This window comes from Curtobacterium pusillum (assembly GCF_013359865.1).
Lineage (GTDB): Bacteria > Actinomycetota > Actinomycetes > Actinomycetales > Microbacteriaceae > Curtobacterium > Curtobacterium pusillum.
On sequence record NZ_JABMCE010000086.1, the window covers coordinates 39783 to 64071 of the forward strand.

A 24289-nucleotide genomic window follows, 5' to 3' on the forward strand; every position below is an offset into this window, starting at 1 on the left:
GTCTGGACGAAACTCCGGCGTGTCAGCCCTTGTTCTGTCCCGGCGCGCTCCCCGAATTGCCGGGGGCGCTGGTGTCGACCGCCGTACTGGTGTCCTCCTGCGGGTTCTCCACCGGGTTCGATGCCGGGCTCGACGGCTGCGGGCCCACGGACGGGTCGTCGGCCGGGCTGCTCGGCTCCTGCTCGGGCTCGGACGGCTGCTGCTCCGGCTCGGACGGCTCCTGCTCCGGCTCTGACGGCTGCTGCTCCGGTTCTGACGGCTGCTGCTCGGGCTCGGACGGCTGCTGCTGCTGGTCACTCGTCGTCGACGTCGACGACGACGGCTCGCTCGACTCGGTCGCGGCCGGTGTCCCGTCGCCGCCGTTCAGCGCGACGAGCGCGGCCGCGATACCGAGGAGGACGAGGACGATGACGACCACCGCCGCGATGACCGGGCCACGCCGGCGCTTCCGTGGCTCGTCGGGCGCCTGCGCCGGCGGTACGGCCACCGCCGCCGGCGTCCCCCCGCCGTTCGACCCGTCCCCGGCACCGGTCCGGGCGCCGAGCACGGTGGTCGCCGCGTCCTCGGAACCGCCCGCCTGCTGCGCGTTCAGGACGCGGGTCGCATCGTCCGGACTGGAGGCGCGACCCACCGGCATCGGCTGCGTCGCGTCGTCCGCGTCGGCGGCTCCGGCAGCGCCGACTGCTGCGGCCGCACCCGCGGCCCCTGCGGCCGCGGCGGCCGGCGTGACGGTACCCGGGCCTCCCGGCAGCAGCTGCGTGGGCGGCGCGACGTCGTCGTGGCCCAGCGCACGGAGACGTCGGGCGGCTTCCTCGGCCGTCGGGCGTTCCGCGGGGTCCTGCGCGGTCATCACGTGCACGAGCGTGCGCCACGCCGTCGGCAGGTGCTGGTCGATCTCCGGCGCACGGGTGAGGCGGGCCGTGGCGGACTCGACCGCGCTGCCCGGGAACGGCTGCCGACCCGTCAGGCACTCGAGCAGCACGAGCCCGAGGGCGTACACGTCCGCCTTGCCGGTGGTCCCCTGCCCGAGGACCTGCTCCGGGGCGAGGTACGCGGCGGTGCCGATCACCGTGCCCGTGCCGGTGACCCGCGCGGCATCGCGCAGCAGGGCGATCCCGAAGTCCGCGAGCTTCACGTGCGTGCCGTCGCTCTCCAGGAGCACGTTCGCGGGCTTCACGTCGCGGTGGACGATGCCCTGCGCATGCACCGCAGCGAGGCCGTCCGCGACCTGTGCACCGACGCGCGCCGTCGTGGCGGGGTCGAGTGGCCCCTCACGCAGCCGGGTCGCCAGGTCACTGCCCGGCACGAGCTCCATCACCAGGTACGAGTCACCGTCGACATCGTCGAGCGCAGCGTCGTACAGGGTCACGAGCGACGGGCTCCGGAGCGCCGCGAGGGTCTGGATCTCGGCCTCTGCACGGGCCCGCTCCCCGTGGTCGACCGGCCCGATCCGGAACACCTTGACGGCGACCTCGCGACCGAGCTGCTCATCGACCGCGCGGTACACGGAGGCCATGCCGCCGTGCCCGAGCGTGCCCGTGACGCGGTACCGACCGCCGAAGACCCGTTCTTCCATGCCGGAAACCTACCGGGGACACCTGACGGTGCTGGCGGAACAGGGCGGCCGCGAGGGTCACGATCGCCGTCGCCTTGCTGTGGGGGCTCTTCTCGTGCTCCTTCGCGCGCCGACCTCACGCGCCCCGTCATCTGACGGGCCGAGCACCGCGGTGCAACGCCGTCAAGTAGAGGCGGTGTGCCGTGATGACGAGGGCGAGCCACGCCAGCCCGAGCGCCCACGCCGCCAGCACGTCCGTCAACCAGTGGTGCCCGAGGAACACGCGGGAGATACCGACGGACACCACGAACACGGTCCCGGCGACGATCGTCCACACCCGTGTCACGAGGCGCGACTGCCGGAGCAGCAGGAGGTACACGATCATCCCCACGATCACCGTCGCGTTGAGGGTGTGCCCGGACGGGAACGACGGCGAGTGCTCGTACGGCGGCACCGCGTCGGAGAGCGGCGGACGTGCACGCCCGATGAGGTCCTTGCCCGCCACGGTCATGAGCAGCGACCCGCCGCTCGCCCCGACCAGGAGGACGAGGGGCGTCCACGCGCGCCGCTGGATCGTGAACCCGACGAGGAACCCCAGCGCGACGATCGGCATCCCGATCGTGCCGGCAACGTCGGTCCACCACGTGACGAGGGTGTCGGCCGTTGGCGAGCGCAGCGTGAGCATCCAGTCGAGCACCGGGCGGTCGAGCACGGCGACGTCGTCGGCCTCGCGCACGGCGTCGTAGACCTCCGAGGCGGCCCAGGTCGCGGTGACCGCCACGCCGATGCCGATCACGAGGGTGACGACGAGGAGCGGTAGCGCACCCCAGCGGCGGCCGAGGGCCGCCCAGCCGTCAGCCGCTGCCCCTCCGGCGCGCGTCCGCCAGGTCGTGAGGTCGACGTCGCCGACACGCTCGTCGGGAGTCCCACGGTGATCGGACTGCATCGGACCACCCTGCCCGAGGACGCATGTGCGCGCCCACCCTGCGGCCGCGGCTGTTCGCGCCCCGCGTGGGCCGCGCTCAGTCCTTCGCTGCGCCGTAGTCGTCGACGATCGCGACCGACAGCGGGAACACCACCGGGAAGTCCCGGAACAGCAGTCGCCCCGCGTCGGCAGCAGCAGCGCGGACCTGCTCGGCGACCCACTCCGCGTGCTCGGCCGGGGCGTGCACGACGATCTCGTCGTGCACGAAGAACACCAGGTGCGGACCCTCCGTCACGGGTCCGGGGAACCGCTCGGCGAGTCGCGAGCGCAGCGACCCCATCCACGCGAGCGCCCACTCGGCCGCGGTGCCCTGCACGATGAAGTTCCGCGTGAACCGTCCCCAGCTCCGGGCCCTCGACTCCACCGCACGCTGCATCGCCGGCGTCCCCTCGACCGCGTACGCCTGGTTGCGGGCCTCGAACCACGATGCCTCGGGCACCGGCGAAGTCCGGCCGAGCAGGGTCGTCACGGGCTCGCCGCGTTCTCCCGCCCGCGCCGCCCGCTCGACGAGACCGAGGGCGTCCGGGTACGCCCGAGCGAGCCGCGGCACCAGTCGTCCGCCCTCACCCTGGGTCGCCCCGTACATCGCGCCGAGCATCGCGCCCTTCGCCTGCTGCCGGGTCTCGACCGCGCCCGAGGCCACGACGCCGTCGTACAGGTCGCGCCCGTCCCCCGCGGCCGCCATCGCCCGGTCGCCCGACATCGCCGCGAGCACCCGCGGCTCGAGCTGTGCGGCGTCGGCCACGACGAGCTTCCATCCCTCGTCCGCGACCACCGCGGGCCGCACCAACTTCGGCAGCTGCATCGCCCCGCCGCCGTCGGCCGCCCACCGCCCCGTGACGACACCGCCGACGAGGTACTTGGGGTGGAACCGACCGTCCTGCACCCACTCGTCGAGCCACGTCCACCCGTTCGCCGTCAGCAGCCGGGCCAGCCGCTTGTACTCGAGCAGCGGCTCGATGACCGGGTGCTCGATCTCCTGCAGCTCCCACTTCCGGGTACTCGTCACCATGAGTCCCGCCCGCCGCAGGGACTTCAGGACGTCGGCCGGTGAGTCCGGGTTGAGCGACGGATCTCCGAGCCGCTCCCGCACCACCGCGGCGATCTCCTCGAGGCGTCGTGGCCGCACGCCGTAGGGCACGCGTGGTCCGAGCGCGTCCTCGAGCAGCCGCTCGTGCACGTCCGCACGCCACGGGAGGCCGGCGTGGAACATCTCCGCGGCCACCAGCGCTCCCGCCGACTCCGCGGTGAGCAGCAGTCGCAGCGCACCCGGCGCATCCGACCCGGAGACGGCGTCGAGCTGCGCGCGGAGTTCCGCGACCGGGTCCGACTCGTCGTCGGGAGGCGACACGTCGAACAGGGCGTCGTCGAAGAGCCGAGCGTGCGTCGGGCGGGCGACCCGCGCCTCCTGGACCACCGTGTCCCAGCCGTCGACGGGAGCCGCAGCGAGGGCGGAACCGCGCGCCGACAGGGCCGATCGCAGGATGCGGCGGCAGAGCCGGAGATCGGTGCAGCGTCCGACCCGGCCGCCGGCCGCGAGCACCGCCGGGTACCAGCGTGCGGTGTCGTCCCACACCCAGCGCACGTCTGGAGCGTCCCGCGACGCGATGAAGGCCGGGAGGCGCGGCTCGTCCACCCGGATCGGCTCACCCTGCGCGGTCCCCGCGTCGGTGAGGGGCGTCGCGAGGACGCCGCCGTCGACGCGGCGGAGGACGAGGTGCACGGAACGATCATGCCCTGTGCCACCGTCAGTCGGTCACCGCCCGCGAGGGTCAGTCCTGGTGCTCGCTGGGGTCCTCGCGCGGGTCGGTGCCCTCCGGGTCGCCGGGGCGGACGGCGGCGGTGTCGGCGACGTCGATACGGACGTCGCCGTCGTCGGCCCGGGACACCTCCACCCGCGGATCAGCGTCGTGCTCGTCCGAGCCGGACATGCGACGGAACGTGTCCTGCCGGCGTTCTTCGAAGGACATGTCGACACCGTCGTCGAGGTGGTCGCGGTCGGGCTTCGTCATGAGTGCGAACGTACCCCCGGATTCCTGGTGCTCAGCTTCCGTGCCACGTCCTGGACGGGGGCGGTGCCCGTGCGGACGGTCCAGTGGCCGCGGGCGTCCCACCGTGCGAGCACGGCTTCGGCGAGGCGGCCGCGTGGCACGCTGCCCTGTGCGGCCCGTGCCGCCCGTGCCCGGGCTCCCGGGGGTTCCGCGTTCGGCAGTGCGCCGCCGAAGACGAACTTGGCGACGCTGTCGTCCCCCTCGGTGGCGTCGTCGGGTCCCGGCGGCTCGAGGCGGAAGCGCCGGGCGAACCGCACCAGGTTGGCGTCCGGGCCGAGCACGTCCGGCAGCCCGGGATCGAGGATCCACGAGCGACAGTGCCACTGCTCGGCCGCGTGCCCCGGGGCGACGGCGCGCAGCACCCCCGGGGCCTCGGCGAACGATCGGTCGCAGGCGTCGGCGTGGAGAGGTCCTGCCTCGGGCACGTGCACGCCCCAGGCCGGGCCACCGTCCGCCGTGCTGACGCCGATCTCGAACTGCAGCCGGCCCACGGCCACCACCCGGGCAGTGAGCACGGCGCAGAACCAGTCGAGCCCGGTGCCCCGCAGGCCGTACCGATCGAGCTTGCGGTCCACGTCCGCGACGCTGTCGCGTGCCTGCTCGGCGCTCGCGCCGTGGCCGCGGAGCCACGTCTCGGTCGCCGGGCGCGCGGCTCGGAGGGCGCTCACGATCGCTGCGTCCCGTTCCGCGGTCGGCAGGTGGGCGACGCTCGCCTCCACCGCCGCAGCGACCCCGCCCGGGTCCGGCACGGTGCCGATCGCCCCGGTGAGGATGGCCACCCGTCCGGGACTCCCCTCCGTCACGCGCTCGTCGCCGTCACTTGAGGCCGGACGAGGCCAGGCCGTCGATCACGCGACGCTGCAGCACGATGAACATGATGAGGACGGGCGCCATCGCCAACAGGCTCGCGGCCATCAGCACCGGTAGTCGATCGTCCGGTCGCTCGACAGGGTCGCGAGGCCAGCCGCGAGGGGCATGTCCTCGGCACGGGTCGACACGACGAGCGGCCAGAGCAGTTCGTTCCACGACCAGAGCACCGTCGTGATCGCCAGGACGCTGATCGACGGGCGGGCGAGCGGCAGCATGATCCGCCAGAACGTCTGGAACGGGTTCGCACCGTCCATGCGCGCCGCTTCCTCGAGTTCCGGCGGCAGGTTCAGGAACGCCGTCCGCATCAGGAACGTGCCGAAGGCGCTGAACAGTCCCGGCGCGACGATGCCCATGAGGGTGTCGAGCCAACCGAGTCCCTGCACGATCTGGTACTGCGAGATGAGGTACACCTGCGACGGCACGAGCAGGATCGACAGGACGATCGCGAGCAGGATTGCGCGACCGCGGAACCGCATCCGCGCGAACGCGTACCCCGCCAGGGTGCAGAGCACGATCTGCGCGAGCGTGCGGATGACCGTGACCATCACCGAGGTGCCGAGCTGGCTGAGGAACGGCAGGCGCTCGAACACCTGCGCGTAGTTCTGCCACTGCAGCTCCCCCGGCCAGAACGTCGGGGTGACGGACTGCACCTGCGCATTGGTGGACAGCGACATGATGATCTGCCACAGGAACGGGAACGCCATGGCGAACCCGCCGACGCCGAGGACGACGTGGATCCACCAGTGGCTCCCGCCGCGCCGTCCTGGTCGGCGGATGCCTCGTGCACGTGTGGTCGTGGTGGAGGTCATGACTGCACCCACTTCCGCTGGAACCGGAACTGCACGAGCGTGACGATGCCGATCAGGACGAAGATCACCATCGCGATCGCGGCCGCGAAGCCCTTGTCGTTGTCGATGAACCCTGCGCTGTAGAAGTAGAAGACGAGGGACATCGTCTTCGGGATCACCGGGTTGGTGCTGCCGAGGATCGCGTAGAGCAGGTCGAAGAGCTGGAAGCTCGAGATCGTCGTGACGATCACCACGAAGAAGATGCTCGGGCTGAGGAGCGGCACCGTCACCGAGCGGAACTGCCGCCAGCGCGAGGCCCCGTCGAGCTCGGCCGCCTCGTAGAGCTCCGGTGGGATGTCCTTGAGGCCCGCGCCGAGGATGATCATCGAGAACCCGAGCGATGACCACAGCCCCACGAGGGACACGGCGACGAGCGCGAACCCGGGCGTCGAGATCCAGTACGGGCCGTCGATGCCGAAGCGGCCGAGGAACCAGTTCACGATGCCGTAGTCGCCGTTGAACATGATGCGCCAGACGAGTGCGATCGCCGCCGGCATCGCGACGTACGGCAGGAAGAAGAGCACCCGGTAGAACTGGGCGAACCGCAGGCCCGGGGTGTTCAGCAGACTGGCGAGCCACACCGCGACGGGGATGCCGAGCAGCACGATCGCCGTGTAGATCACCGTGTTGAGCAGCGATTGGTACAGCTGCGGGTCGGAGAGCAGCCGGACGTAGTTCGCGGCGCCGCTGAACGTCGCGCCGCCGAACACGCCCCACGAAGTGAACGAGTACCAGAAGGTCTGGATGATCGGCCAGATGTAGAACGTCCCGACGCCGACCAGCAGCGGGAGGACGAACAGCCACGGCCAGAAGCCGTCCGTCCGACGGGGCGGGCGGCGCGTCCGGCCGTCGCCGGGGGTGCCCCGCCCGGACGCGCGCTGCGTCCGGGCGGGGGCGGCGGCGACCGGTGTCGCCGCCGTGTCGGGCTGCTCGGGGTGGATCGTCATCGGGTCTCTCCCGGACGCCGGAGCGTCACTTCTCCTTGCCGAGGGCGGTGTCCATCTTCTGCGCGAGCTCCTTCGCGACCTCGTCGACGGGCTTCGAGCCGTCGAAGGCGCTCGGCAGCAGGTTCGTCTCGAGCGTGTTCCACGCTGCGGTGTTCTTCGAGACGGGGAGCGGCTTCGCGTAGTCGACCGCGTCGAGGAACACCTGCAGGTCGGCGTCCGGCATCGTCTTCGTGAAGGCGTCCTGCGTGCCCTCGTACGCCGGGATCACGGCGCCCATGTCCCCCTGCTGCTGCTGGGCCTGCTTGCTCGCGAGGTAGACCTGCAGCGCCTGGGCCGCCGCCTTGTGCTTCGTGTTCGCGGACACGACGTTCGAGACGCCGTGGATGACCGTCGCCTGCTCCTTGCCCTTCGGCAGCGGGTACACGACGACGTCCTTCTCGAGGTCCGTACCGGTCAGCGCGGAGCGGAACCAGCTGCCGCCCTGGTACATCGCCAGCTTGCCGGAGGTGAACCACTGGTCGGCGGTCGTGTCGGTGAGCTGCTTGATCGAGGGCGACGCCCCCGACTTGATGAGGTCGGTCCAGAACTGCAGACCGGCCTCGGAGGCCTTCGTGTCGTACTCGGACTTCTTGCCGTCCGCGGAGACCACCTTGCCGCCGGCCTGGAAGATCGTGTCGTAGTAGGTCGTCTGGCCGTCCATGCCGCCCGCGGCGCCGTACGCACCCTGGGCCTCGAGCTTCTCGGCCAGCTCGGCGCCGGTCTTCTGGAAGTCGTCCCAGGTCCAGTCCTTCGAGGGCATCGCCACCCCGGCCTTCTCGAACAGCGCCTTGTTCATCCAGACGCCGATCGTGTCGAAGTCCTTCGGGACTCCGTACTGGGTACCGTCGTAGGTGTACAGGTCGTTCAGCGCCGATGAGTAGTTGTCCGGGTCGATGGCGCCCGCCTTGACCTCACCCGAGATAGGCGCGAGCTTGCCGTTCGCGGCGTAGAGCTGGAAGTTCGGACCGTTCATCCAGAAGACGTCGGGCAGGGTGTCGCTCGAGCCCTGGGTCTGCAGCTTGGTCCAGTAGTTGGCGAACGGCGTCACGTCGACGTTCACCTTGATGTTCGGGTACTCCTCGTTGAACCCCTCGAGGTTCGCCTTGATCGCCTTGACCTGGTTCTCGTCCCAGACGGCGTACGTCAGCGTCGCCTTGGTGTCCTTGGCGGCCTTGTCGTAGTCGCCGGCGGTGCCGGTGGCACCGGACGACGTGCTGCAGCCGGCGAGGAGGACGGCTGCGCCGATCGCAGCGACGGCGCCGAGGAGCGCACGGCGACGGCCACGGCCCTTCGCGGAGGTGGGTGCGGGCATCGGATGTCCTTTCGCGAGTCCGTCAGCGGGTGACGGCCGGGGTGGGGGTGGTGAAGTGGGCGATCGTCTCGGCCGGGAGCGGCGGGACGTCGATGGGGACCGAACCGCTCCGGAGCGATCGGGTCGCGAGGGCTCCGGCGGCGACGGCGGCGCGCGCGGCGATCGGCGAGAGCGTCGTGGGCTCCCCCAGCGCGACGTGGCGGAGGAACTCGGTCATCGTCACGAGGTCGGCGTCCGCGTGACCTGACGCGACGCCGTCGATCGGGTACTCGCGGTCCCCCGCGACGTCCCAGCCGCGGCGGCGGGTCCAGACCTTGACCACCCCGCCCCCGGTGTCGCCGATGTTCTCGAGACGCCCCTCGGTGCCGATGACCGTGTAGTTGCGCCAGTAGTCCGGCGTGAAGTGGCACTGCTCGTAGCTCGCCTGCACGCCGTTGTCGAGCGTCATCATCACCATCGAGACGTCCTCGACGTCGACCACGGGGTTGAGGCCCGTCTGGGCGAGCGGCGGCCAGTTGTCGAGCGAGAACCAGTCCCCCATCAGCTCGCCGCTGCGGTCGCGTCGGTCGGTGACGTCGCCGTAGACCGACAGGGACCCCATGCCGACGACGCGCGCGGTGTCCCCGCCACCGAGGGCGTGGATGACGTCGAGGTCGTGGCTGGCCTTCTGCAGGAGCAGCGAGTTCACCTTGGCGCGGTCGGCGTGCCAGTCCTTGAAGTAGTAGTCACCGCCGTTGCCGACGAAGTGCCGGCACCAGACCGCCTTGACCTGGCCGATCTCGCCCCGGTCGATGATCTCGCGCATGAGCCGGACGACGGCGGCGTGCCGGAAGTTGTGCCCGACGTACAGCGGCGTACCCGTCTCGGCAGCTGTGTTGAGCACGGCGTCCGCGTCCTCCACCGTGATGGCGAGGGGCTTCTCGAGGTAGACCGCGATGCCCGTACGCAGCAGGTCGATCGCGATCGCGGCGTGCGTCCAGTCGGGGGTCGTGACGATCGCAGCGTCCACGAGGCCGGCGAGGTCCCCGTGCCGCTCGACGACGAGGGCGTCGGGGTACTCGGCCCGTGCCCGCTCGCGACCCTGCTCGGTGACCTCGGCGACGGCGGTGACCCGCGCCTCCAGGTCAGGGGCGGCGTCGGCCGCCTCGGCCACATGGCGTGCGATCGCCGCACGCTGGCCCATACCGACGATGCCGACCCGCAGTGGTCGTGCCGTGAACGCGTCGCCCATGCTCATCTCGCTCCCTTGCGTGAATGTGACGCCAATGATGCCGAATCGATCATGAATGCACAATAGGTGCTCAGAGATCGCTCATGGGGAGCCTGTGGAGGGTTTTACACGATGGAAACGTCGTCCACAGGGCGGCGACCAGGAGTCCCCCAGCGCCCGACGCTCGCTCAGTCGGCGACGACGAGCTCCACGCCGGCGCTGGCGAGCTCAGCGGCGAACCCCGCTGGGACCGACTTGTCCGTGACGAGCACGTCGATGCGCTCGAGCGGGCAGATCCGGGCGAACGTCGCGCGCTCGATCTTGGTCGAGTCGGCGACCACGATGACCCGACGTCCGACCGAGGCGAAGTGGCGGCTCACCTCGGCCTCGCCCTCGTGCATGGTCGTCGCACCGTACTGACCGCTGAGGCCGTCGACACCGAGAACGACGACGTCCAGGGCGAACTCGTCGAGCGTGTCCCGGACGAGCGGACCGACCAGCTCGTAGGACTGCCGACGGGCGACACCCCCGGTCACCACGATCTTCACGTTCGCGCGGACGGACAACTCGTACCCGATGTTGAGCGCGTTCGTCACGATCGTGACGCCGTACTCTCCGTCCGCCCGCGTGAACCGCTCGCTCTTCCCGAGCTCCCGAGCGACCTCCGTCGTCGTCGTGCCGCCGTTGAGCCCCACCGTGTCGCCGGGCTGCACCAACCGGGACGCGGCGCGCGCGATGGCGGTCTTCGCCTCCGCCTGGCGGGCGATCTTGTACTGGAGCGGCAGCTCGTACCCGGCACCGAGCGCGGCGACCCCGCCGTGCGTGCGTGTGACGAGTCGCTGGTCCGCGAGGGTCGCCAGGTCCCGCCGTGCGGTCGCCGGCGAGATCCCGAGCAGTTCCCCGATCTCCGCGATCGAGACGTTGCCGCGTTCGCTCACGAGTTCGAGCAGGGCGTTGAGCCGCTGTTGCGGAGTCATGACGGCCATCCTATGGCGTCGTCCAGCGCGCTCGATGATCGGAAATGACGTTTTCGTCTTCCATTGCGCACGAACGCTCGCTACGCTTCGAGAGCATCGATCACCCGGATCGACCCCGACCGGAAGGCACCCATGACCGACACCTTCGTGAGCGCAGAACTGGCGTCCCAACCGGAGACGTGGCGCGCCGCGGCCGCGCTCCTGCCGTCGTTCGCCGAGTCGCTCCCCCAGCCCGGCGAGCGCGTGGCCGTGGTCGGCTGCGGGACGAGCTGGTTCATCGCCATGAGCTACGCCGTCGCCCGTGAACAGGCAGGGCTCGGCGTCACGGACGCCTTCGCAGGGTCGGAGTACCCGATCGACCGCGAGTACGACCGCGTCGTCACGATCAGTCGCTCCGGAACGACGACCGAGATCGTCGACCTGCTGCAGGCCCTGCCCGGACAGCGCACCGTGCTGCTCACCGCGGTCCCGGACAGCCCCGCCGCGACCGCCGCCGACGACGTGGTCGCCCTGCCGTTCGCCGACGAGCGCTCCGTCGTGCAGACCCGGTTCGCCACCACGGTGCTCGCCCTCCTGCGCGCGTCGATCGGCGACGACGTCGACGCCCTCGCCGCGCAGGCGGAGACCGCGCTCGCGTTGCCGATCGACGACCTCCTCGACGCCGAGCAGGTCAGCTTCGTGGGCCGCGGTGCAGCCGTGGGCCTCACGTTCGAAGCGGCGCTCAAGACGCGGGAGGCCGCGCAGTTCTGGGCCGAGTCGTACCCGGCGATGGACTACCGCCACGGTCCGATCGCGATCGCGCAGCCGGGCCGACTCGTCTGGTCGCTGGGCACGGCGCCCGACGGACTCGCGGACGAGGTCGCCGCGACCGGCGCCCGGTTCGTCCAGCACGACCTCGACCCGATCGCCGGTCTCGTCGTCGTGCACCGGTTCGCCGTCGCCCTCGCCGAGGGGCGCGGGCTCGACCCGGACAACCCGCGCTCGCTGACCCGTTCGGTCATCCTCACCTGATGCGTGGCACTGGCGTGGTGCTCGGGGTCGATGTCGGCGGCACGGGCATCAAGGCCCGGCTGACCGACGCCGACGGACTCGTCCTGGACGAGACCCGGGTGCCGACGCCGCGCGAGGACCCTGACGCGACTCGGCTCGCCGCCCGCGTCGCGGAACTCGCCACGCAGGCACTCCGACACGGGCCGCTCGACGCGATCGGTCTCGTGACACCCGGCGTGGTGGACGACCGTGCCGGCACCGTCGTCCTCGCCGTGAACCTCGGCTGGAACGACGTCCCGGTCCGCGAACGCGTGCGTGCCGCGCTCACCAGCAGGGGGATCGACGTGCCGATCGCCTTCGGACACGACGTCCGCGCGGGTGCGCTGGCGGAGACGTCCGGCGCCGACGCCGCACTGACCAGGGGGTCCGTCGCGTTCGTGCCCGTCGGAACCGGCCTCGCCAGCGCCCTCGTCGTGGACGGCTCCGTCGTGCCGGGCGACGGCTGGGCCGGCGAGATCGGCCAGGTCCGGATCCCGTTCGGACCACACACAGGACTCCGGGTCGAGGAGATCGCCTCGGCCGGGGGAGTCGCTCGACGATCCGGTTCGCCGACCGCGCACGAGGCGATGCTCCGCGTACGGTCCGGCGATCCGGTCGCGACAGCGGTCTGGGACGAGTGCGTCGCGGTGCTCGCGGACGCCCTCGTGTGGACCACCGCGGTCGCCGGGTGCCACACGATCGTCGTCGGCGGGGGACTGGCGGAGTCCGGCCCGCTGCTGTTCGACCCGCTCACGGTCGCCGTCGCCGAACGCCTGGCCGGCCTGCGGGTGCCCGCACTCGTGCCGGCACGGCACGGTGACGCCGCCGGCGCGATCGGCGCAGGGCTGCTCGCCCGGAGAGCGATCGACGCGCTCGATGCGGGGGTGCCGGCATGAGCACGCTCGTCCGCGCCCGACGCATCGTCACCGCCACGGAGGACCTCCGCGACGGCTGGTTGGTCGTCGACGACGTCGGAGCCGTCGGCGCGCTCGGTACCGGTGTGCCACCCCGCACCGACACCGCCGCGACGGTCGACGGCACGATCGTCCCGGGCCTCATCGACCTCCACGCGCACGGCGCGCTCGGGCACGACTTCGCCACGTGCGACGTCGACGGGGCCGTGGCCGCCGCCCGACACCACCGCAGCCGGGGGACCACGTCGCTGATCGCCTCGGTCGCGACCGGCTCGGTCTCCGACACGGCCGCGGCACTCGCACGCCTGCGTCCCCTCGTCATGGACGGCACGCTCGCGGGGCTCCACCTCGAGGGGCCCTGGCTGTCGCCCGCACGCCGCGGCGCACACCGCGCGGACCTGCTGCACGCCCCGACACCGCCCGAGGTCGACACGTACCTGGCCGCTGCCGACGGCGCGCTCCGGATCGTCACGCTCGCGCCCGAACTCCCCGGAGCGCTCGAGACCGTGCACCGACTCGTCGCCGCGGGCGTCGTCGTCGCGATCGGGCACACCGACGCGTCGGCCGACCAGGCGCGCCGGGCGATCGACGCCGGCGCCACCCTCGTCACACACCTGTTCAACGGCATGCCGCCACTGCACCACCGCACGCCGGGCCCGGTCGGCGTCGCACTGACCGACGATCGCGTGCTGCTCGAGTGCATCGTCGACGGTCACCACCTGGACGCGACCACGGTCGACCTCGTGCAGCGCACGGCTCCGGGTCGCATCCTGCTCGTCTCCGACGCCATGTCGGCGACCGGGTGCGGGGACGGCGACCACACGATCGCAGGCTCGGCCGTGTCGGTCCGGGACGGCGTCGCACTGCTCGCGGACGGCTCCTCGCTGGCCGGCAGCACCATCACGGTGGCCGACGCCGCACGACGCCTGCTCGCCCGCGGCATCCCGCTCACCGAGGTCGTCAGAGCCACCGCCGCACGTCCGGCACGACTGCTCGGCAGGCCCGCGCCGCTCACGGTCGGTGCACCGGCGGACATGGCCCTGGTCGATGCGGCGAGCGGTCGGTGGAGCACGCTCGACACGACGCCGACCTCGGCGGTGCTCCGATGATCCTCATCGTGACGCCGAACCCGGCCGTCGACGTGACGTACCGGGTGGCCGAACAGCGCATCGGGGAGACGCAACGCGTCCTCGACGTCGCACGGCGCCCGGGCGGCAAGGGCCTCAACGTCGGTCGCGTGCTCGACACCGCGGGGATCGCCACGCGAGCGGTGCTCCCGCTCGGCGGCTCGTCCGGGCGGTGGATCTCCAGTTCGCTCGACGAGCTCGGCATCGCGCACACGGACGTCGCGGTGACGGGGGAGACCCGCACCACGGTGACCGTCGTCGACGACCTCGTGCACCCGACGATGTTCGGTGAACCGGGTCCGATGGTGAGCCGCGGCGAATGGGACACCGTCACCGCGACCATCGACCGGCTGCTCGATGAGGGAGCGGTCGACGCGCTGGTGGTGTCCGGGTCGCTCCCCCTCGGGACCGATCCGCAGGTGGTGGGCAGCTGGGTCGCCTCGGCTCGTGCGCACGGCACCCCGAGCATCGTCGACTGCTCGGGCGACGCACTCCTGGCGGCCGCCGACGCCGGTGCGACCGTCTGCAAGCCGAACCGCGCCGAGCTGCTCGAGGCCACCGGCGCCACCGACGAACGGGACGGGGCGCTCCAGTTGCTCGGACGCGGCGCGTCGGTCGTGGTGGTGTCTCGCGGATCCGGGGGCATCGCCGCCCACACGCTCGACGGGGTGACCGAGGTGTCCGCGATCGCGGGGGTCACCGGGAACCCGACGGGTGCCGGCGACGCCGCCACGGCGGGTCTCGTGACGGCCCTCCTCGGGCGACCCGGTCACCGCGGCGCGCGCCCGGGCCGGGGAGCAGTGGCGACCATCGATGCCCTCGTCGTCGACGCTGCCGCGCTTCGTTGCGCAGCCGCCTACGGTGCGGCAGCCGTCCTCCGCCCGGTCGCCGGCGAGGTGGACGTCGAGGCGGTCGAGCGGTTCCTGATCTCGACGTCGGCGCGCCACGACCCCGCGGGCCACGCCGCAGCACACCACGACGCAGCACGACACCACGACGACCGGACCGGGAGCCCCGCATGATCACCGACCTCACCCTCACAGGGCTGCTCGATGCCGCCCGCACGGCGCACCGCGGGGTGGGGGCGTTCAACGTCGTGCTCCTCGAGCACGCCGAGGCGATCGTCGCCGGCGCCGAACTCGCCGGTCTTCCGGTGATCCTGCAGATCAGCGAGAACTGCGTCCGGTACCACGGCGGCCTCGCCCCGATCACGACCGCGACACAGGCGATCGCACGGTCCGCCGACGTCGAGGTCCTCGTGCACCTCGACCACATCGAGGACCCGGAGCTCGTGGTCGCGGGCATCGACCTCGGGGTGGACTCGATCATGTACGACGGCTCCCACCTCGACTTCTCCGAGAACGTCGAGGCGACCCGGCGGTTGGCCGTGCGGTGTCACGACGCGGGCGTGGCGATCGAGGCCGAGCTCGGTGAGGTCGGCGGGAAGGACGGCGTGCACGCTCCCGGTGTGCGGACCGACCCGGACGACGCTGTGGCCTTCGTCGCCGCTACCGGGGTGGACGCCCTGGCCGTGGCGGTCGGCACGTCCCATGCGATGCAGACGCGGGAGGCCTCCGTGGACCGTGCCCTGGTCGGTCGGCTGCGTGCCGCGGTGCCGGTGCCGCTCGTCCTGCACGGTTCCTCGGGCCTGTCCGACGACGAGCTCCGGGGTGCGATCGACGCCGGCATGACGAAGATCAACATCTCGACGCACCTGAACGGCCTGTTCACTCGCGCGCTGCGGGAGTTCCTCGACGAGAGCCCCGACGTCGTCGATCCGCGGAAGTACGTGTCCGCGGGGCGGGACGCGATCGCCGCCGAGACGGCGCGCCTGCTGACGCTCCTACGCGCCTGACGGCGGGCGGCTCAGCAGAGCGGCACGTTCACCGCCAGGCCGCCCATCGCGGTCTCCTTGTACTTCGTGGACATGTCCGCGCCCGTCTGCCGCATCGTCTCCACGACCTGGTCGAGCGACACGTGGTGGACCCCGTCGCCCCGCAGCGCCATCCGCGCCGCGTTGATCGCCTTGTTCGCCGCGATGGCGTTCCGCTCGATGCACGGGATCTGGACGAGGCCGCCGATGGGGTCGCACGTCAGCCCGAGGTTGTGCTCCATGGCGATCTCGGCCGCGTTCTCGACCTGCTCAGGCGTCCCGCCGAGGACCTCGGCGAGTCCCGCTGCCGCCATCGAGGCCGCCGAGCCGACCTCGCCCTGGCACCCGACCTCGGCACCGGAGATCGATGCGCGCTCCTTGTAGATGGAGCCCACGGCGCCGGCGGTCAACAGGAACCGGACCACGGCGTCGTCCCGGTCCGAGTCGGTGACGGTCGGCACGTAGGTGAGCGCGTAGGAGAGCACGGCGGGGATGATGCCCGCGGCACCGTTCGTCGGCGCGGTCACGACCCGGCCGCCGGTGGCGTTCTCCTCGTTCACGGCCATGGCCACGAGGTTCACCCACTCCATGGCGAAGAGGGGGTCGTGATCGGGGTCGTCCCGCGTGAGCTGGTCGAACCAGTTCGCGGCCCGGCGGCGGACGTTCAGGCCACCGGGCAGGGTGCCGGAACGCCGGACACTGCGGTCGATGCAGGACTCCATGACGCCGTGGATGCGGAGGAGGCCTGCCCGGACCTCCTCCGTGCTGCGCGTCGCGGTCTCGTTCGCGAGCGCGACGCCACTGACCGGCAGACCGCTGGCAGCGCAGGCGGCGAGGAGCTCGGCGCCGCTCGAGAACGGGTGCGGGACCGCGTCGTCGACGGGGATCGCCGACTCGGCGACGTCACCGTCCGAGTCGTTCGTGATGAACCCGCCGCCGATCGAGTAGTACGTCTCCTCGGCGAGCGTCGCACCGGACGCGTCCGTGGCGCGCAGCCGCATGGCGTTCGGGTGACGGGGGAGCATGGTGAGCGGATGGAGCACGATGTCGGCGAGCCGGAACGGCACGGTGGCGCCGCCGGCGAGTCGCAGCGCCCCGGTGTCCTCGAGGGAGGCGAGGGACTCGGCCATCGCGTCGGGGTCGACCGTCTCGGGGTCGGAGCCCATCAGGCCGGCGACGACCGCGCCGAGGGTCCCGTGGCCCTGCCCGGTCGACGCCAGGGAGCCGTAGAGGTCGACGGCGATCGTGGCGACGGGCGTGTCGGCCAGCCGGGACACGAAGGCCGAACCGGCGCGCATCGGCCCGACGGTGTGGGAACTCGACGGGCCGATCCCGATGCTGAACAGATCGAAGACGGAGACCGGCACCCCGCCACACTAACCCGTCCGGACGGATGGACGATCAGCGACGTGCGCCCTGGTTCGGCATGAGGATCCAGAGGACCACGTAGGCGATCCAGAGCGGCCCGGGGAAGAAGCTCAGGATGACCCAGGCGATGCGAACGAGTGTGCGGGACCAGCCGAAGCGGTCTGCGATGCCGGCGCAGACCCCGGCGAGGAGGCGGCCGTTGCGGGGGCGGATGAGTGCGTTCATGTCATCGACGGTACGGGCGGTCGGCGCGCGACCGAATCCGGGGGACACCCGGTTCGGGGGTGGGGACAACCCCACCCCTTCACGCCCGGGCGGTGGACCGCTCCATCGGCACAGGTGCGAGACTGGGCTCATGCCCATCCTCAACAAGGACATGCAGGTCTGCATCTCACTCGCCGCTCGACCGAGCAACATCGGCACGCGGTTCCACAACTTCCTGTACGACGAGCTCGGGCTCAACTTCGCCTACAAGGCGTTCACCACGACCGACCTCCCCGGCGCCGTCACCGGCATCCGGGCACTCGGCATCCGCGGGTGCTCGGTCTCGATGCCCTTCAAGGAGGCGATCATCCCCCTCGTCGACGTCGTCGAGGAGTCGGCCGCGGCCATCGAGTCGATCAACACCGTGGTGAACGACGACGGCGTGCTCACGGCGTCGAACACCGACTACGAGGCGGTGGCCTCGCTGCTCGCCTCGCACGCGGTCGACCCGTCCGCGAGCGTCCTGCTGCGCGGTTCGGGCGGCATGGCGAAAGCGGTGACGGCGGCGTTCCGGGGCGCGGGCTTCGAGCGACTGACGGTGGTCGCCCGCAACGAGCGGACCGGCCCCGCGCTGGCGGCGCAGTACGGCTACGAGTGGGTGGCCGAGGAGCGAGAGGCATCCGCGACCGACGTCGTCGTCAACGTCACGCCGCTCGGCATGCGCGGCGACCAGCAGGACGCGCTCGCCTTCGAGCGGGACCGGATCGACGCCGCGCGGACGGTGTTCGACGTGGTCGCGTTCCCCTCCGAGACCCCGTTGGTCCGCGCGGGCCGGGCGGGGGGCAAGCAGGTCATCACCGGAGCCGAGGTGATCGCGCTGCAGGCCGCGCGGCAGTTCGAGCGGTACACGGGGGTGGCCCTGACGGACGACCAGGTCCGCAGGGCGAGCGAGTTCAGCCGGAGCGAGTGAGACGAGCCCTCAGCGCGTCACGGCACGCCCGACCGCTACCCATCCGAGCCGACGCAGGGTCTCCCGGTTGCGCACCCACAGCACCGGCTGCAGCAGGAACCCCGGCACCCAGGACCCCGGCCCCGCGACGGGGTTCTCGACGATGGTGACCTTGCAACCGTGAGGGTGGTCCGCGACCGTCAGCTCGACACGGGCCTCGCCGATCGGCCACCCCTTCGGCTGGATGACCATCCGACGGGGTGGATCCCACGCGAGGGAGGTCGTGACGTCGTTGATCACCAGCGGCCACGACCCGAACGAGTGGTGGAGTCGGTTGCCGACCGCGGGCCAGCCGGCGTCCTGCGCGCGCAAGCGGGATGCACCCACCACCCAGGTCGTGTAGAGCCAGCCGTCCGCGAGCACGTCGAAGACGTCCTCCGGGCGGCAGTGCAGGATGCGGACGTTCTTCGCCATGGTCAGTCCTCCGGTGCGAGATCGACGTGCTCGGGCAACCCGAACGTGTGGCGGAGCGCGCTCCGCGCAGCGTGCCAGCCGGCCATGCCGTGCACGCCGGGCCCGGGGGCGGACGCCGCCGAGCAGATGTACATGCCGCCGCCCATCCGCCAGGGATCCGACGAGAGAACGGGACGTTTGACGAGCTGCCAGAAGCTCGCGGCACCGGCGGCGATGTCGCCGCCGACGTAGTTCGGGTCGTAGCTGCTCATGTCGACAGCGGTCCGGCTGCTCGACTGCAGGATCGTGTCGCGGAACCCGGGCGCGAACCGCTCGATCTGCCGCGTGATCGCCTCTGTCTGGTCGACGTCCGACCCGGCCGGCACGTGCGCGTACGCCCAGAAGACGTGCTTGCCCGACGGTGCTCGGCTCGGGTCGACCACGGTGGGCTCGGAACCCAGGACGTACGGCCGCTCGGCGTGCCGCCCGCGGGCCACCGCGCCCTCGGCGGCCGCGATCTCGGCACGCGTACCGCCGACGTGGACGGTTCCGGCCCTGCGGAGGGCCTCGTTGGTCCACGGCACCGGGTCCGAGAGCGCGAAGTCGACCTTCGAAGCGGCGTTGCCGAACCGGAACCGCCTGAGCGCGCCGCGTCGCGGTGTCGGGATCTGCTTCCCGGCGATCCGCAGCATGCCGGGCACGCTCGTGTCGAACAGCACCGCCTTGGCGGGGGTGAGGTCGGCGAGCGAGCGGACTTCGCGCCCGGTCTCGATCCGGCCTCCGTGCGCGACGAGGTCCGCGGCGAGCGCGTCGACGATCGCCTGGCTGCCCCCGATCGGGACGGGCCACCCCCGGGCGTGCGCGTACGCGCCGAGCGAGAGTGCCGCAGCTGCGGTGGCGAGCGACGGCATGTGCTGGATCGAGTGCGCGGCGACGCCGGAGATCATCGCGGGGGCGACCTCCTCGCGGAAGCGCAGGTTCCAGGCGTTCGTCCCCTGCTCGAGCGCGCGGAGCCCGAAGCGCAGCACGCTCAGCGGGTGCCGAGGGACGTGCAGGAGCGCATCGGTCGCGAAGTCGGAGACGTGGTCGGCGTTGTCGGAGAGCGGACCCATGAGCTGCCGGAACGCGCGACCGTCGAGGCCGATCTCCTCCGCTGTGCGGCCGAGGTCCTGGTACGCGACACCGGCACGGCCGCCGTCCAGCGGGTGGCCGTACTGGACCTCCGGGAGACGGAGCTCGATGCGTTCCTCGAGCCGGAAGCGTCGGAAGAACTCGGACTGCAGTGCCATCGGGTGCACGGCGGAGCAGACGTCGTGCAGGAACCCGGGCAGGGTGAGCTCGGACGTGCGGGCGCCGCCGCCGATGGTGTCGCCGCGCTCGACGACCTCGACGGACAGGCCCGCGCGGGCGAGGGTCACCGCTGCTGCGAGTCCGTTCGGTCCGGCTCCGACGACCACAGCATCCACCATGCCGACGAGCCTAGGGACTCGAGGCTGCGTGCCGTCTCGGTCAGGACCGTGCCGCGTCCGGGTCCGCCGGATCCGAACCGTCGTCCCCCGCGTCGGCCGCGTCCGGCTCGTCGGCGTCCGCGGGCGCAGCCGATCCGACGGGGTGTTCCGCGAGCAGCGCCGCGAAGTCCTCGTCGAGCATCTGCTGCAGACGGTCGTCCCGGCCGATCTCGTAGTCCTCGGTCGGGCGCTGGGCCCATCCGAGGCGTCCGACGACGGTCGTGCCGATGTCGTCCCATGCCCGCGCGCGGGCCGCGAGGACGATGCCGTCGACGAACCCCTGGTCCTCACGGCGCTTGTCGAGCATCGTCGCGAGCCGCTCGTACGTGGCCTCACGCGTGCGGAGCTTGAGGTCGTCGCCGCGCCGGTAGTCGTGCTGGTGACGCGAACGGCCCTTCTGCTTGCTCGACTTCGAGCGGATCTCGCGCATGCGCTCGGCGTCACCGCGCTGTTCCTCCGCCATGCGGTGGAGTTCCTCGCGGGTGGCCTCGGCGATGACCGCGTGGTCGAAGTACCCCTGGTCCCGGAGGGCGTTCGTGATGATCCGGTTGGCGACGGCCACGGTGACGGCGGCCTTGGCGATGAGGAACCCCTCGTCGACGGCACGCTTCAGTTCGACCTGGCTGACGGGTCGGTCGCGCACGTCGTGCTTGTTGCGTCGTCCGAACAGGGCCATGCCATCGAGGTTACCGGCGTCGGGTGCCCCTCCGTTCACGACCGTGGTGCTCGGGGCACCGGTCCGCACACGACGCGCACGACCGTCGCGCTCAGAGCACCAGTCCGTACACGGCCACGTCCACGCGCCCCGGCCCGAGCGGCAGCGCACTCCGCAGCGTTCCCTCGTGCACGAACCCGAGCCGTTCGGCGAGACCGCGGCTCCGCACGTTGTCCACGGCCGTCCGGATCTCGACCCGCGCCGTGCCGCGTGCCCGGGCGACCCCGACGAGGACGGTGGCGGCGCGCCAGACGACACCCCGTCCCTCCAGGCCGGCGTCCACCCAGTAGCCGAGCGACGCCTGCCCGAGGTACGGGTCGAAGGCGAGCGAGGCCGCTCCGACGATCCGGTCGTCCTGCCGGATGACGCAGGGGAGCGCGCGGTCCATCGCGTACTGAGCGAGCAGGTGTTCGGTCTGGCGGCCGATCGCCTCGCGCGTCGGCGAGTCCCACGCCCACGGCTCGGCGGCACGGAGGCGATCGAGGTTCGCCTGCACGAGCTCGTGCAGGCGCTCGACCGTCGTCAGGTCGCGCAGCGTCAGCGTGTACCCGTCGCCGAGGTCCCGCCCGAATGCCGCCACGCCTCGACACTATGCACGCGCGTGCCTATTCGTACCGGAGTGCCTCGATCGGGTTCTGCCGGGCGGCCCGACGTGCGGGCAGGGTGCCGGCGAGGAACGCGATGAACATGACGACCAGGATGATCGTGATCACCGAGGACGGCGCGAACTGCATGATCTGCAGGCCGGGCAGGTCCTTCAGCACGGTACCCGCGAGCAGGTTCGAGATGCCGGTGCCGAGCAGGATCGCGACCCCGGCACCGATCGCGCTGCCGAGGAACCCGATGAACACGGCCTCGAGCGAGAACAGCGTGTAGACCTTGCCACCGCCCATGCCCATCGCCTTCATCAGACCGATCTCGCGGGTGCGTTCCTGCACGCTCATGAGCAGCGTGTTGATGATGCCGAACCCGGCGGCGACGAGGGCGATCACGGCGAAGGCGTTGAGGACGCCGACGATCCCGTTGATGACGGTCTGGAACTGGCCGAGCTGGTCCTGGATGGTCTGGCCCGTGTAGCCGTCCTTCGACAGCGCGCTCTTCACCTCGGTGGCCGAGGCGCCGCTGTCGAGCGTCGCGGTGGCGCTGGCGTACGAGGTCGCGATCGACGACGGCTTGCCGGTCTCCTGCGCCGCCTGCATCGCGTCGGTGAGGGCGGCGTTCGCGCCGGCACCGCCGCCGAACAGCGACTCGTTCTGCACCCCGGCGACCGTGGCGGTGAGGGTGTGCTCCTTGCCCTGGTAGTCGTCGACGGCGATGGTGAGTTCCTTGCCCACCGCGCTGGAGGCCTTGCCGAGGCCGAGGTTCTTCAGGTAGTTCGTCGGCAGGAGCACCTGGTTGCCCGCGGAGGACGAGTCGTCGAGCTGCTTGCCCGCTGCCAGATCGGCATCGAGCTCCCCGGCGTTGGCCGACACGTCGACGACGTACTTGCCCTTGCCGGCGTACTCCACCCACTTCGTGCTGAGCGCGACCGCGGGTCGGACGCTCTTCACACCGGAGATGCCCGTGATCTTGTCGACGTCCGACTGCGACAGGTACGCGAAGGTCGCCGGACCGCGGTTGATGCTCTGGCTCGACTCGTCGGGGTCGTACTTCGCGGGACCGCTGTCGGCGGAGGACTCGACGGTCTTGGTGATCGTGAGCGATCCGGTGTCGCCGATGGAGGCGACCTGGGTGTCGATGTAGTTGCTGACACCCGTGCCGATGGCCGAGGTCAGGGTGATCGTGAACGCGCCGATGAAGATCGCGATGACGGTGAGCGTGGTGCGCAGCTTCGACCGGAAGGTGTTCGCCACGGCGGTGCGGAGCAGGTCGAGGAAGTTCATGCGGAGTGCCTTCCGTGCGTGGCAGACGCATCGACGGCAACGCCGCCGGAGCCGCCGGAGCCGCCGGAGCCGCCGGAGCCGCCGGAGCCCACGATGAGCCCGTCGCGCACGTTCACGCTCCGGTCGCACCGTTCGGAGAGGTCTTCGTCGTGGGTGACCACCACGAGCGTGATGCCGCGCTCCCGCTGCAGCCCGAAGAGCATGTCCTCGACGACCTGGCCGGTGTTCGTGTCGAGGTTGCCGGTGGGTTCGTCGGCGAAGATGACGCTCGGCTCGCCGACCAGGGCGCGGGCGATGACCACGCGCTGCTTCTGCCCACCGGACAGGTCGTTCGCGTCGTTCTTCGCCTTGTCGGCGAGACCGAGGGCGTCGAGCGCGGCCATGCCCCGTCGCTTCCGCTCGGCCCCGGAGACGCCCGCGATCTTCAGCGGGAGCACGACGTTCTCGAGCACCGAGGTCTTCGGCGTGAGGAAGAACTGCTGGAACACGAACCCGAACGTGCTGTTCCGCGTGCGGTTCACCTGCCGGGCGCTGAGGGTCGCGGCGTCGGTGCCGTCGAGCAGGATCTGTCCCGCCGACGGCTTGTCGAGCAGTGCAAGCAGGTGCATGAGCGTCGACTTGCCGGAGCCGGACTTGCCGACGATCGCGAGGCTCTCGCCCTGGTTCACCTGCAGGGACACCCCCTTGAGCGCGTCGAACCGCGTCGCTCCGCGGCCGTAGGTCCTCGCGAGGCCACGGGCCTCGAGCACGGGAGTGGTCATGTGCCCGAGCGTACTGTCCGCTGCACGACTGCAAGTTTGCGTTTGCTGTAAACGATGTGACGTTCCGGTTACAGTCGGGCCATGCCCGACACCCCGTCCACGCCCGACATGGGCCTCCGAGACCGCAAGCGTCTCGAGACGCGCCACCGCATCGCCGAGGCCGCCCGGTCCCTCGCGCTCGAGCAGGACATCGACCACACCACGATCGAGCAGATCGCGGCGCGGGCGGACGTGTCGCCCCGGACCTTCTTCAACTACTTCGAGAGCAAGGAGGACGCGGTCCTGGGGCACACCGAGCTCGACCTCGCCCCGGACACGCTCGAGCAGCACCTGGCCTCGGTCGCGGGGGAGGCGGCGGCGCAAGCGGTCGTGGACCTGGCGTTCCTGGTGTTCGGCTCGTCGTTCGGCGACGAGCACGAGCGGCTCGCACGGAAGGAGGTCCTCGTGCGCTTCCCGCAGCTCATGCGCCGGCAGGTCTCCCGGATGACGACCGTCGCCGAGGCGATGACCGGCGCGGTGCGGACGATCCTCGAGCGGGACCCGGCCTGGGGGCCGGAGGCGGCGACGCCGCAGGCGGCGGAGATGCTCCTCGGCATGTGCATGACGGGGCTGCGGAGCTCGGCTCGCCACGAGGGGTCGGACCCGGAGGAGGTGCGCGCCCGGGTGGTCGCCACGATCCGCGACACCGCGGTCCGGATCGCGGCCCGGTAG

The 24289-nt window shown here is 71.6% G+C and carries 25 protein-coding genes; 7 read left to right on the top strand and 18 right to left on the bottom strand.

The window, feature by feature from the left end:
• Window positions 1–22: 22 nt before the first annotated feature.
• The 10 genes from HP507_RS16425 to HP507_RS16470 form a co-directional block, all read right to left on the bottom strand.
• Window positions 23–1576 carry a serine/threonine-protein kinase gene (locus tag HP507_RS16425; protein ID WP_175352882.1) on the bottom strand — a complete coding sequence of 518 codons (1554 nt, stop codon included), beginning with the start codon at window positions 1574–1576 and terminating at the stop codon, window positions 23–25.
• 127 nt (window positions 1577–1703) lie between these two features.
• Entirely contained in the window at window positions 1704–2501 is a 798-nt protein-coding gene (locus HP507_RS16430) for a phosphatase PAP2 family protein (protein ID WP_175352883.1), read from the bottom strand.
• A gap of 76 nt (window positions 2502–2577) precedes the next feature.
• Window positions 2578–4263 (bottom strand): bifunctional 3'-5' exonuclease/DNA polymerase, encoded by a 1686-nt coding sequence (locus tag HP507_RS16435; protein WP_175352884.1) that lies wholly within the window; start codon window positions 4261–4263, stop codon window positions 2578–2580.
• A 49-nt stretch (window positions 4264–4312) separates the two neighbouring features.
• Window positions 4313–4552 (bottom strand): hypothetical protein, encoded by a 240-nt coding sequence (locus HP507_RS16440; protein WP_175352885.1) that lies wholly within the window; start codon window positions 4550–4552, stop codon window positions 4313–4315.
• Window positions 4549–5370, bottom strand: coding sequence for a hypothetical protein (locus HP507_RS18055; RefSeq protein ID WP_175352886.1), 822 nt, complete (start codon window positions 5368–5370; stop codon window positions 4549–4551). The genes HP507_RS16440 and HP507_RS18055 overlap by 4 nt, the downstream gene beginning before the upstream one ends.
• Before the next feature lie 135 nt (window positions 5371–5505).
• The gene (locus HP507_RS16450; RefSeq protein ID WP_254701187.1) at window positions 5506–6270 is read right to left on the bottom strand and encodes a carbohydrate ABC transporter permease; all 765 of its coding nucleotides are present in this window, start codon (window positions 6268–6270) and stop codon (window positions 5506–5508) included.
• Window positions 6267–7256, bottom strand: a complete 990-nt coding sequence (locus HP507_RS16455) for a carbohydrate ABC transporter permease (protein WP_175352887.1) — start codon at window positions 7254–7256, stop codon at window positions 6267–6269. The genes HP507_RS16450 and HP507_RS16455 overlap by 4 nt, the downstream gene beginning before the upstream one ends.
• A 25-nt stretch (window positions 7257–7281) precedes the next feature.
• Complete coding sequence (locus HP507_RS16460) at window positions 7282–8607, bottom strand: ABC transporter substrate-binding protein (RefSeq protein WP_175352888.1); 1326 nt, start codon at window positions 8605–8607, stop codon at window positions 7282–7284.
• 22 nt (window positions 8608–8629) lie between these two features.
• Window positions 8630–9844, bottom strand: coding sequence for a Gfo/Idh/MocA family protein (locus HP507_RS16465; RefSeq protein WP_254701188.1), 1215 nt, complete (start codon window positions 9842–9844; stop codon window positions 8630–8632).
• Window positions 9845–10005: 161 nt separating this feature from the next.
• Window positions 10006–10794, bottom strand: coding sequence for a DeoR/GlpR family DNA-binding transcription regulator (locus tag HP507_RS16470; protein WP_175352889.1), 789 nt, complete (start codon window positions 10792–10794; stop codon window positions 10006–10008).
• A gap of 132 nt (window positions 10795–10926) precedes the next feature.
• On the opposite strand from HP507_RS16470, the gene HP507_RS16475 reads away from it, so the two are divergent.
• From HP507_RS16475 to HP507_RS16495, 5 genes are read left to right on the top strand one after another with little or no spacing between them, the layout of a single operon-like run.
• Entirely contained in the window at window positions 10927–11805 is an 879-nt protein-coding gene (locus HP507_RS16475; protein ID WP_175352890.1) for an SIS domain-containing protein, read from the top strand.
• Window positions 11805–12719, top strand: coding sequence for an ROK family protein (locus tag HP507_RS16480; RefSeq protein ID WP_175352891.1), 915 nt, complete (start codon window positions 11805–11807; stop codon window positions 12717–12719). Before HP507_RS16475 ends, HP507_RS16480 begins: the two co-directional genes overlap by 1 nt.
• Entirely contained in the window at window positions 12716–13846 is a 1131-nt protein-coding gene (gene nagA / locus HP507_RS16485; RefSeq protein ID WP_175352892.1) for an N-acetylglucosamine-6-phosphate deacetylase, read from the top strand. The genes HP507_RS16480 and nagA overlap by 4 nt, the downstream gene beginning before the upstream one ends.
• Complete coding sequence (locus HP507_RS16490) at window positions 13801–14886, top strand: 1-phosphofructokinase family hexose kinase (RefSeq protein WP_338085247.1); 1086 nt, start codon at window positions 13801–13803, stop codon at window positions 14884–14886. The genes nagA and HP507_RS16490 overlap by 46 nt, the downstream gene beginning before the upstream one ends.
• Entirely contained in the window at window positions 14883–15719 is an 837-nt protein-coding gene (locus HP507_RS16495) for a class II fructose-bisphosphate aldolase (RefSeq protein WP_175352894.1), read from the top strand. Before HP507_RS16490 ends, HP507_RS16495 begins: the two co-directional genes overlap by 4 nt.
• An 11-nt stretch (window positions 15720–15730) precedes the next feature.
• On the opposite strand, the gene HP507_RS16500 is transcribed toward HP507_RS16495, so the two are convergent.
• Together HP507_RS16500 and HP507_RS16505 are read right to left on the bottom strand one after the other, a co-directional pair.
• Window positions 15731–17104: an L-serine ammonia-lyase gene (locus HP507_RS16500; protein ID WP_175352895.1), complete on the bottom strand. Its 1374-nt coding sequence runs from the start codon at window positions 17102–17104 to the stop codon at window positions 15731–15733.
• Between the two features lie 34 nt (window positions 17105–17138).
• Window positions 17139–17330 (bottom strand): PspC domain-containing protein, encoded by a 192-nt coding sequence (locus HP507_RS16505; protein ID WP_175352896.1) that lies wholly within the window; start codon window positions 17328–17330, stop codon window positions 17139–17141.
• Window positions 17331–17460: 130 nt separating this feature from the next.
• Here HP507_RS16505 and HP507_RS16510 point away from each other — a divergent pair, with 130 nt between their 5' ends.
• Window positions 17461–18279 (top strand): shikimate 5-dehydrogenase, encoded by an 819-nt coding sequence (locus HP507_RS16510; RefSeq protein WP_175352897.1) that lies wholly within the window; start codon window positions 17461–17463, stop codon window positions 18277–18279.
• Window positions 18280–18288: 9 nt separating this feature from the next.
• Here the strand turns inward: HP507_RS16510 and HP507_RS16515 are convergent, their stop codons facing one another.
• The 6 genes from HP507_RS16515 to HP507_RS16540 form a co-directional block, all read right to left on the bottom strand.
• Entirely contained in the window at window positions 18289–18732 is a 444-nt protein-coding gene (locus HP507_RS16515) for an SRPBCC family protein (RefSeq protein WP_175352898.1), read from the bottom strand.
• A 2-nt stretch (window positions 18733–18734) separates the two neighbouring features.
• Complete coding sequence (locus HP507_RS16520) at window positions 18735–20180, bottom strand: phytoene desaturase family protein (protein ID WP_175352899.1); 1446 nt, start codon at window positions 20178–20180, stop codon at window positions 18735–18737.
• Window positions 20181–20220: 40 nt separating this feature from the next.
• Window positions 20221–20895, bottom strand: a complete 675-nt coding sequence (locus HP507_RS16525) for a hypothetical protein (RefSeq protein ID WP_175352900.1) — start codon at window positions 20893–20895, stop codon at window positions 20221–20223.
• 91 nt (window positions 20896–20986) lie between these two features.
• Window positions 20987–21514, bottom strand: a complete 528-nt coding sequence (locus tag HP507_RS16530; RefSeq protein ID WP_175352901.1) for a GNAT family N-acetyltransferase — start codon at window positions 21512–21514, stop codon at window positions 20987–20989.
• Window positions 21515–21539: 25 nt separating this feature from the next.
• A complete protein-coding gene (locus HP507_RS16535; protein ID WP_175352902.1) occupies window positions 21540–22817 on the bottom strand; it encodes an ABC transporter permease in 1278 nt (425 codons plus the stop codon).
• The gene (locus HP507_RS16540; RefSeq protein WP_254701189.1) at window positions 22814–23578 is read right to left on the bottom strand and encodes an ABC transporter ATP-binding protein; all 765 of its coding nucleotides are present in this window, start codon (window positions 23576–23578) and stop codon (window positions 22814–22816) included. The genes HP507_RS16535 and HP507_RS16540 overlap by 4 nt, the downstream gene beginning before the upstream one ends.
• 81 nt (window positions 23579–23659) lie before the next feature.
• Here HP507_RS16540 and HP507_RS17630 point away from each other — a divergent pair, with 81 nt between their 5' ends.
• Window positions 23660–24289: a TetR/AcrR family transcriptional regulator gene (locus tag HP507_RS17630; RefSeq protein ID WP_217508893.1), complete on the top strand. Its 630-nt coding sequence runs from the start codon at window positions 23660–23662 to the stop codon at window positions 24287–24289.

Bases quoted from the DNA above. Each gene is read 5' to 3' on its own strand.
- HP507_RS16430 (WP_175352883.1), bottom strand. From the start codon at position 2,501: ATGCAGTCCGATCACCGTGGGACTCCCGACGAGCGTGTCGGCGACGTC.
- nagA (WP_175352892.1), top strand. From the start codon at position 12,716: ATGAGCACGCTCGTCCGCGCCCGACGCATCGTCACCGCCACGGAGGAC.
- HP507_RS16540 (WP_254701189.1), bottom strand. From the start codon at position 23,578: ATGACCACTCCCGTGCTCGAGGCCCGTGGCCTCGCGAGGACCTACGGC.
- HP507_RS16535 (WP_175352902.1), bottom strand. From the start codon at position 22,817: ATGAACTTCCTCGACCTGCTCCGCACCGCCGTGGCGAACACCTTCCGG.
- HP507_RS16470 (WP_175352889.1), bottom strand. From the start codon at position 10,794: ATGACTCCGCAACAGCGGCTCAACGCCCTGCTCGAACTCGTGAGCGAA.
- HP507_RS16465 (WP_254701188.1), bottom strand. From the start codon at position 9,844: ATGAGCATGGGCGACGCGTTCACGGCACGACCACTGCGGGTCGGCATC.
- HP507_RS16525 (WP_175352900.1), bottom strand. From the start codon at position 20,895: ATGGCCCTGTTCGGACGACGCAACAAGCACGACGTGCGCGACCGACCC.
- HP507_RS17630 (WP_217508893.1), top strand. From the start codon at position 23,660: ATGCCCGACACCCCGTCCACGCCCGACATGGGCCTCCGAGACCGCAAG.
- HP507_RS16520 (WP_175352899.1), bottom strand. From the start codon at position 20,180: ATGGTGGATGCTGTGGTCGTCGGAGCCGGACCGAACGGACTCGCAGCA.
- HP507_RS16505 (WP_175352896.1), bottom strand. From the start codon at position 17,330: ATGAACGCACTCATCCGCCCCCGCAACGGCCGCCTCCTCGCCGGGGTC.
- HP507_RS16455 (WP_175352887.1), bottom strand. From the start codon at position 7,256: ATGACGATCCACCCCGAGCAGCCCGACACGGCGGCGACACCGGTCGCC.
- HP507_RS16510 (WP_175352897.1), top strand. From the start codon at position 17,461: ATGCCCATCCTCAACAAGGACATGCAGGTCTGCATCTCACTCGCCGCT.
- HP507_RS16425 (WP_175352882.1), bottom strand. From the start codon at position 1,576: ATGGAAGAACGGGTCTTCGGCGGTCGGTACCGCGTCACGGGCACGCTC.
- HP507_RS16480 (WP_175352891.1), top strand. From the start codon at position 11,805: ATGCGTGGCACTGGCGTGGTGCTCGGGGTCGATGTCGGCGGCACGGGC.
- HP507_RS16450 (WP_254701187.1), bottom strand. From the start codon at position 6,270: ATGACCTCCACCACGACCACACGTGCACGAGGCATCCGCCGACCAGGA.
- HP507_RS16515 (WP_175352898.1), bottom strand. From the start codon at position 18,732: ATGGCGAAGAACGTCCGCATCCTGCACTGCCGCCCGGAGGACGTCTTC.
- HP507_RS16460 (WP_175352888.1), bottom strand. From the start codon at position 8,607: ATGCCCGCACCCACCTCCGCGAAGGGCCGTGGCCGTCGCCGTGCGCTC.
- HP507_RS16495 (WP_175352894.1), top strand. From the start codon at position 14,883: ATGATCACCGACCTCACCCTCACAGGGCTGCTCGATGCCGCCCGCACG.
- HP507_RS16440 (WP_175352885.1), bottom strand. From the start codon at position 4,552: ATGACGAAGCCCGACCGCGACCACCTCGACGACGGTGTCGACATGTCC.
- HP507_RS16475 (WP_175352890.1), top strand. From the start codon at position 10,927: ATGACCGACACCTTCGTGAGCGCAGAACTGGCGTCCCAACCGGAGACG.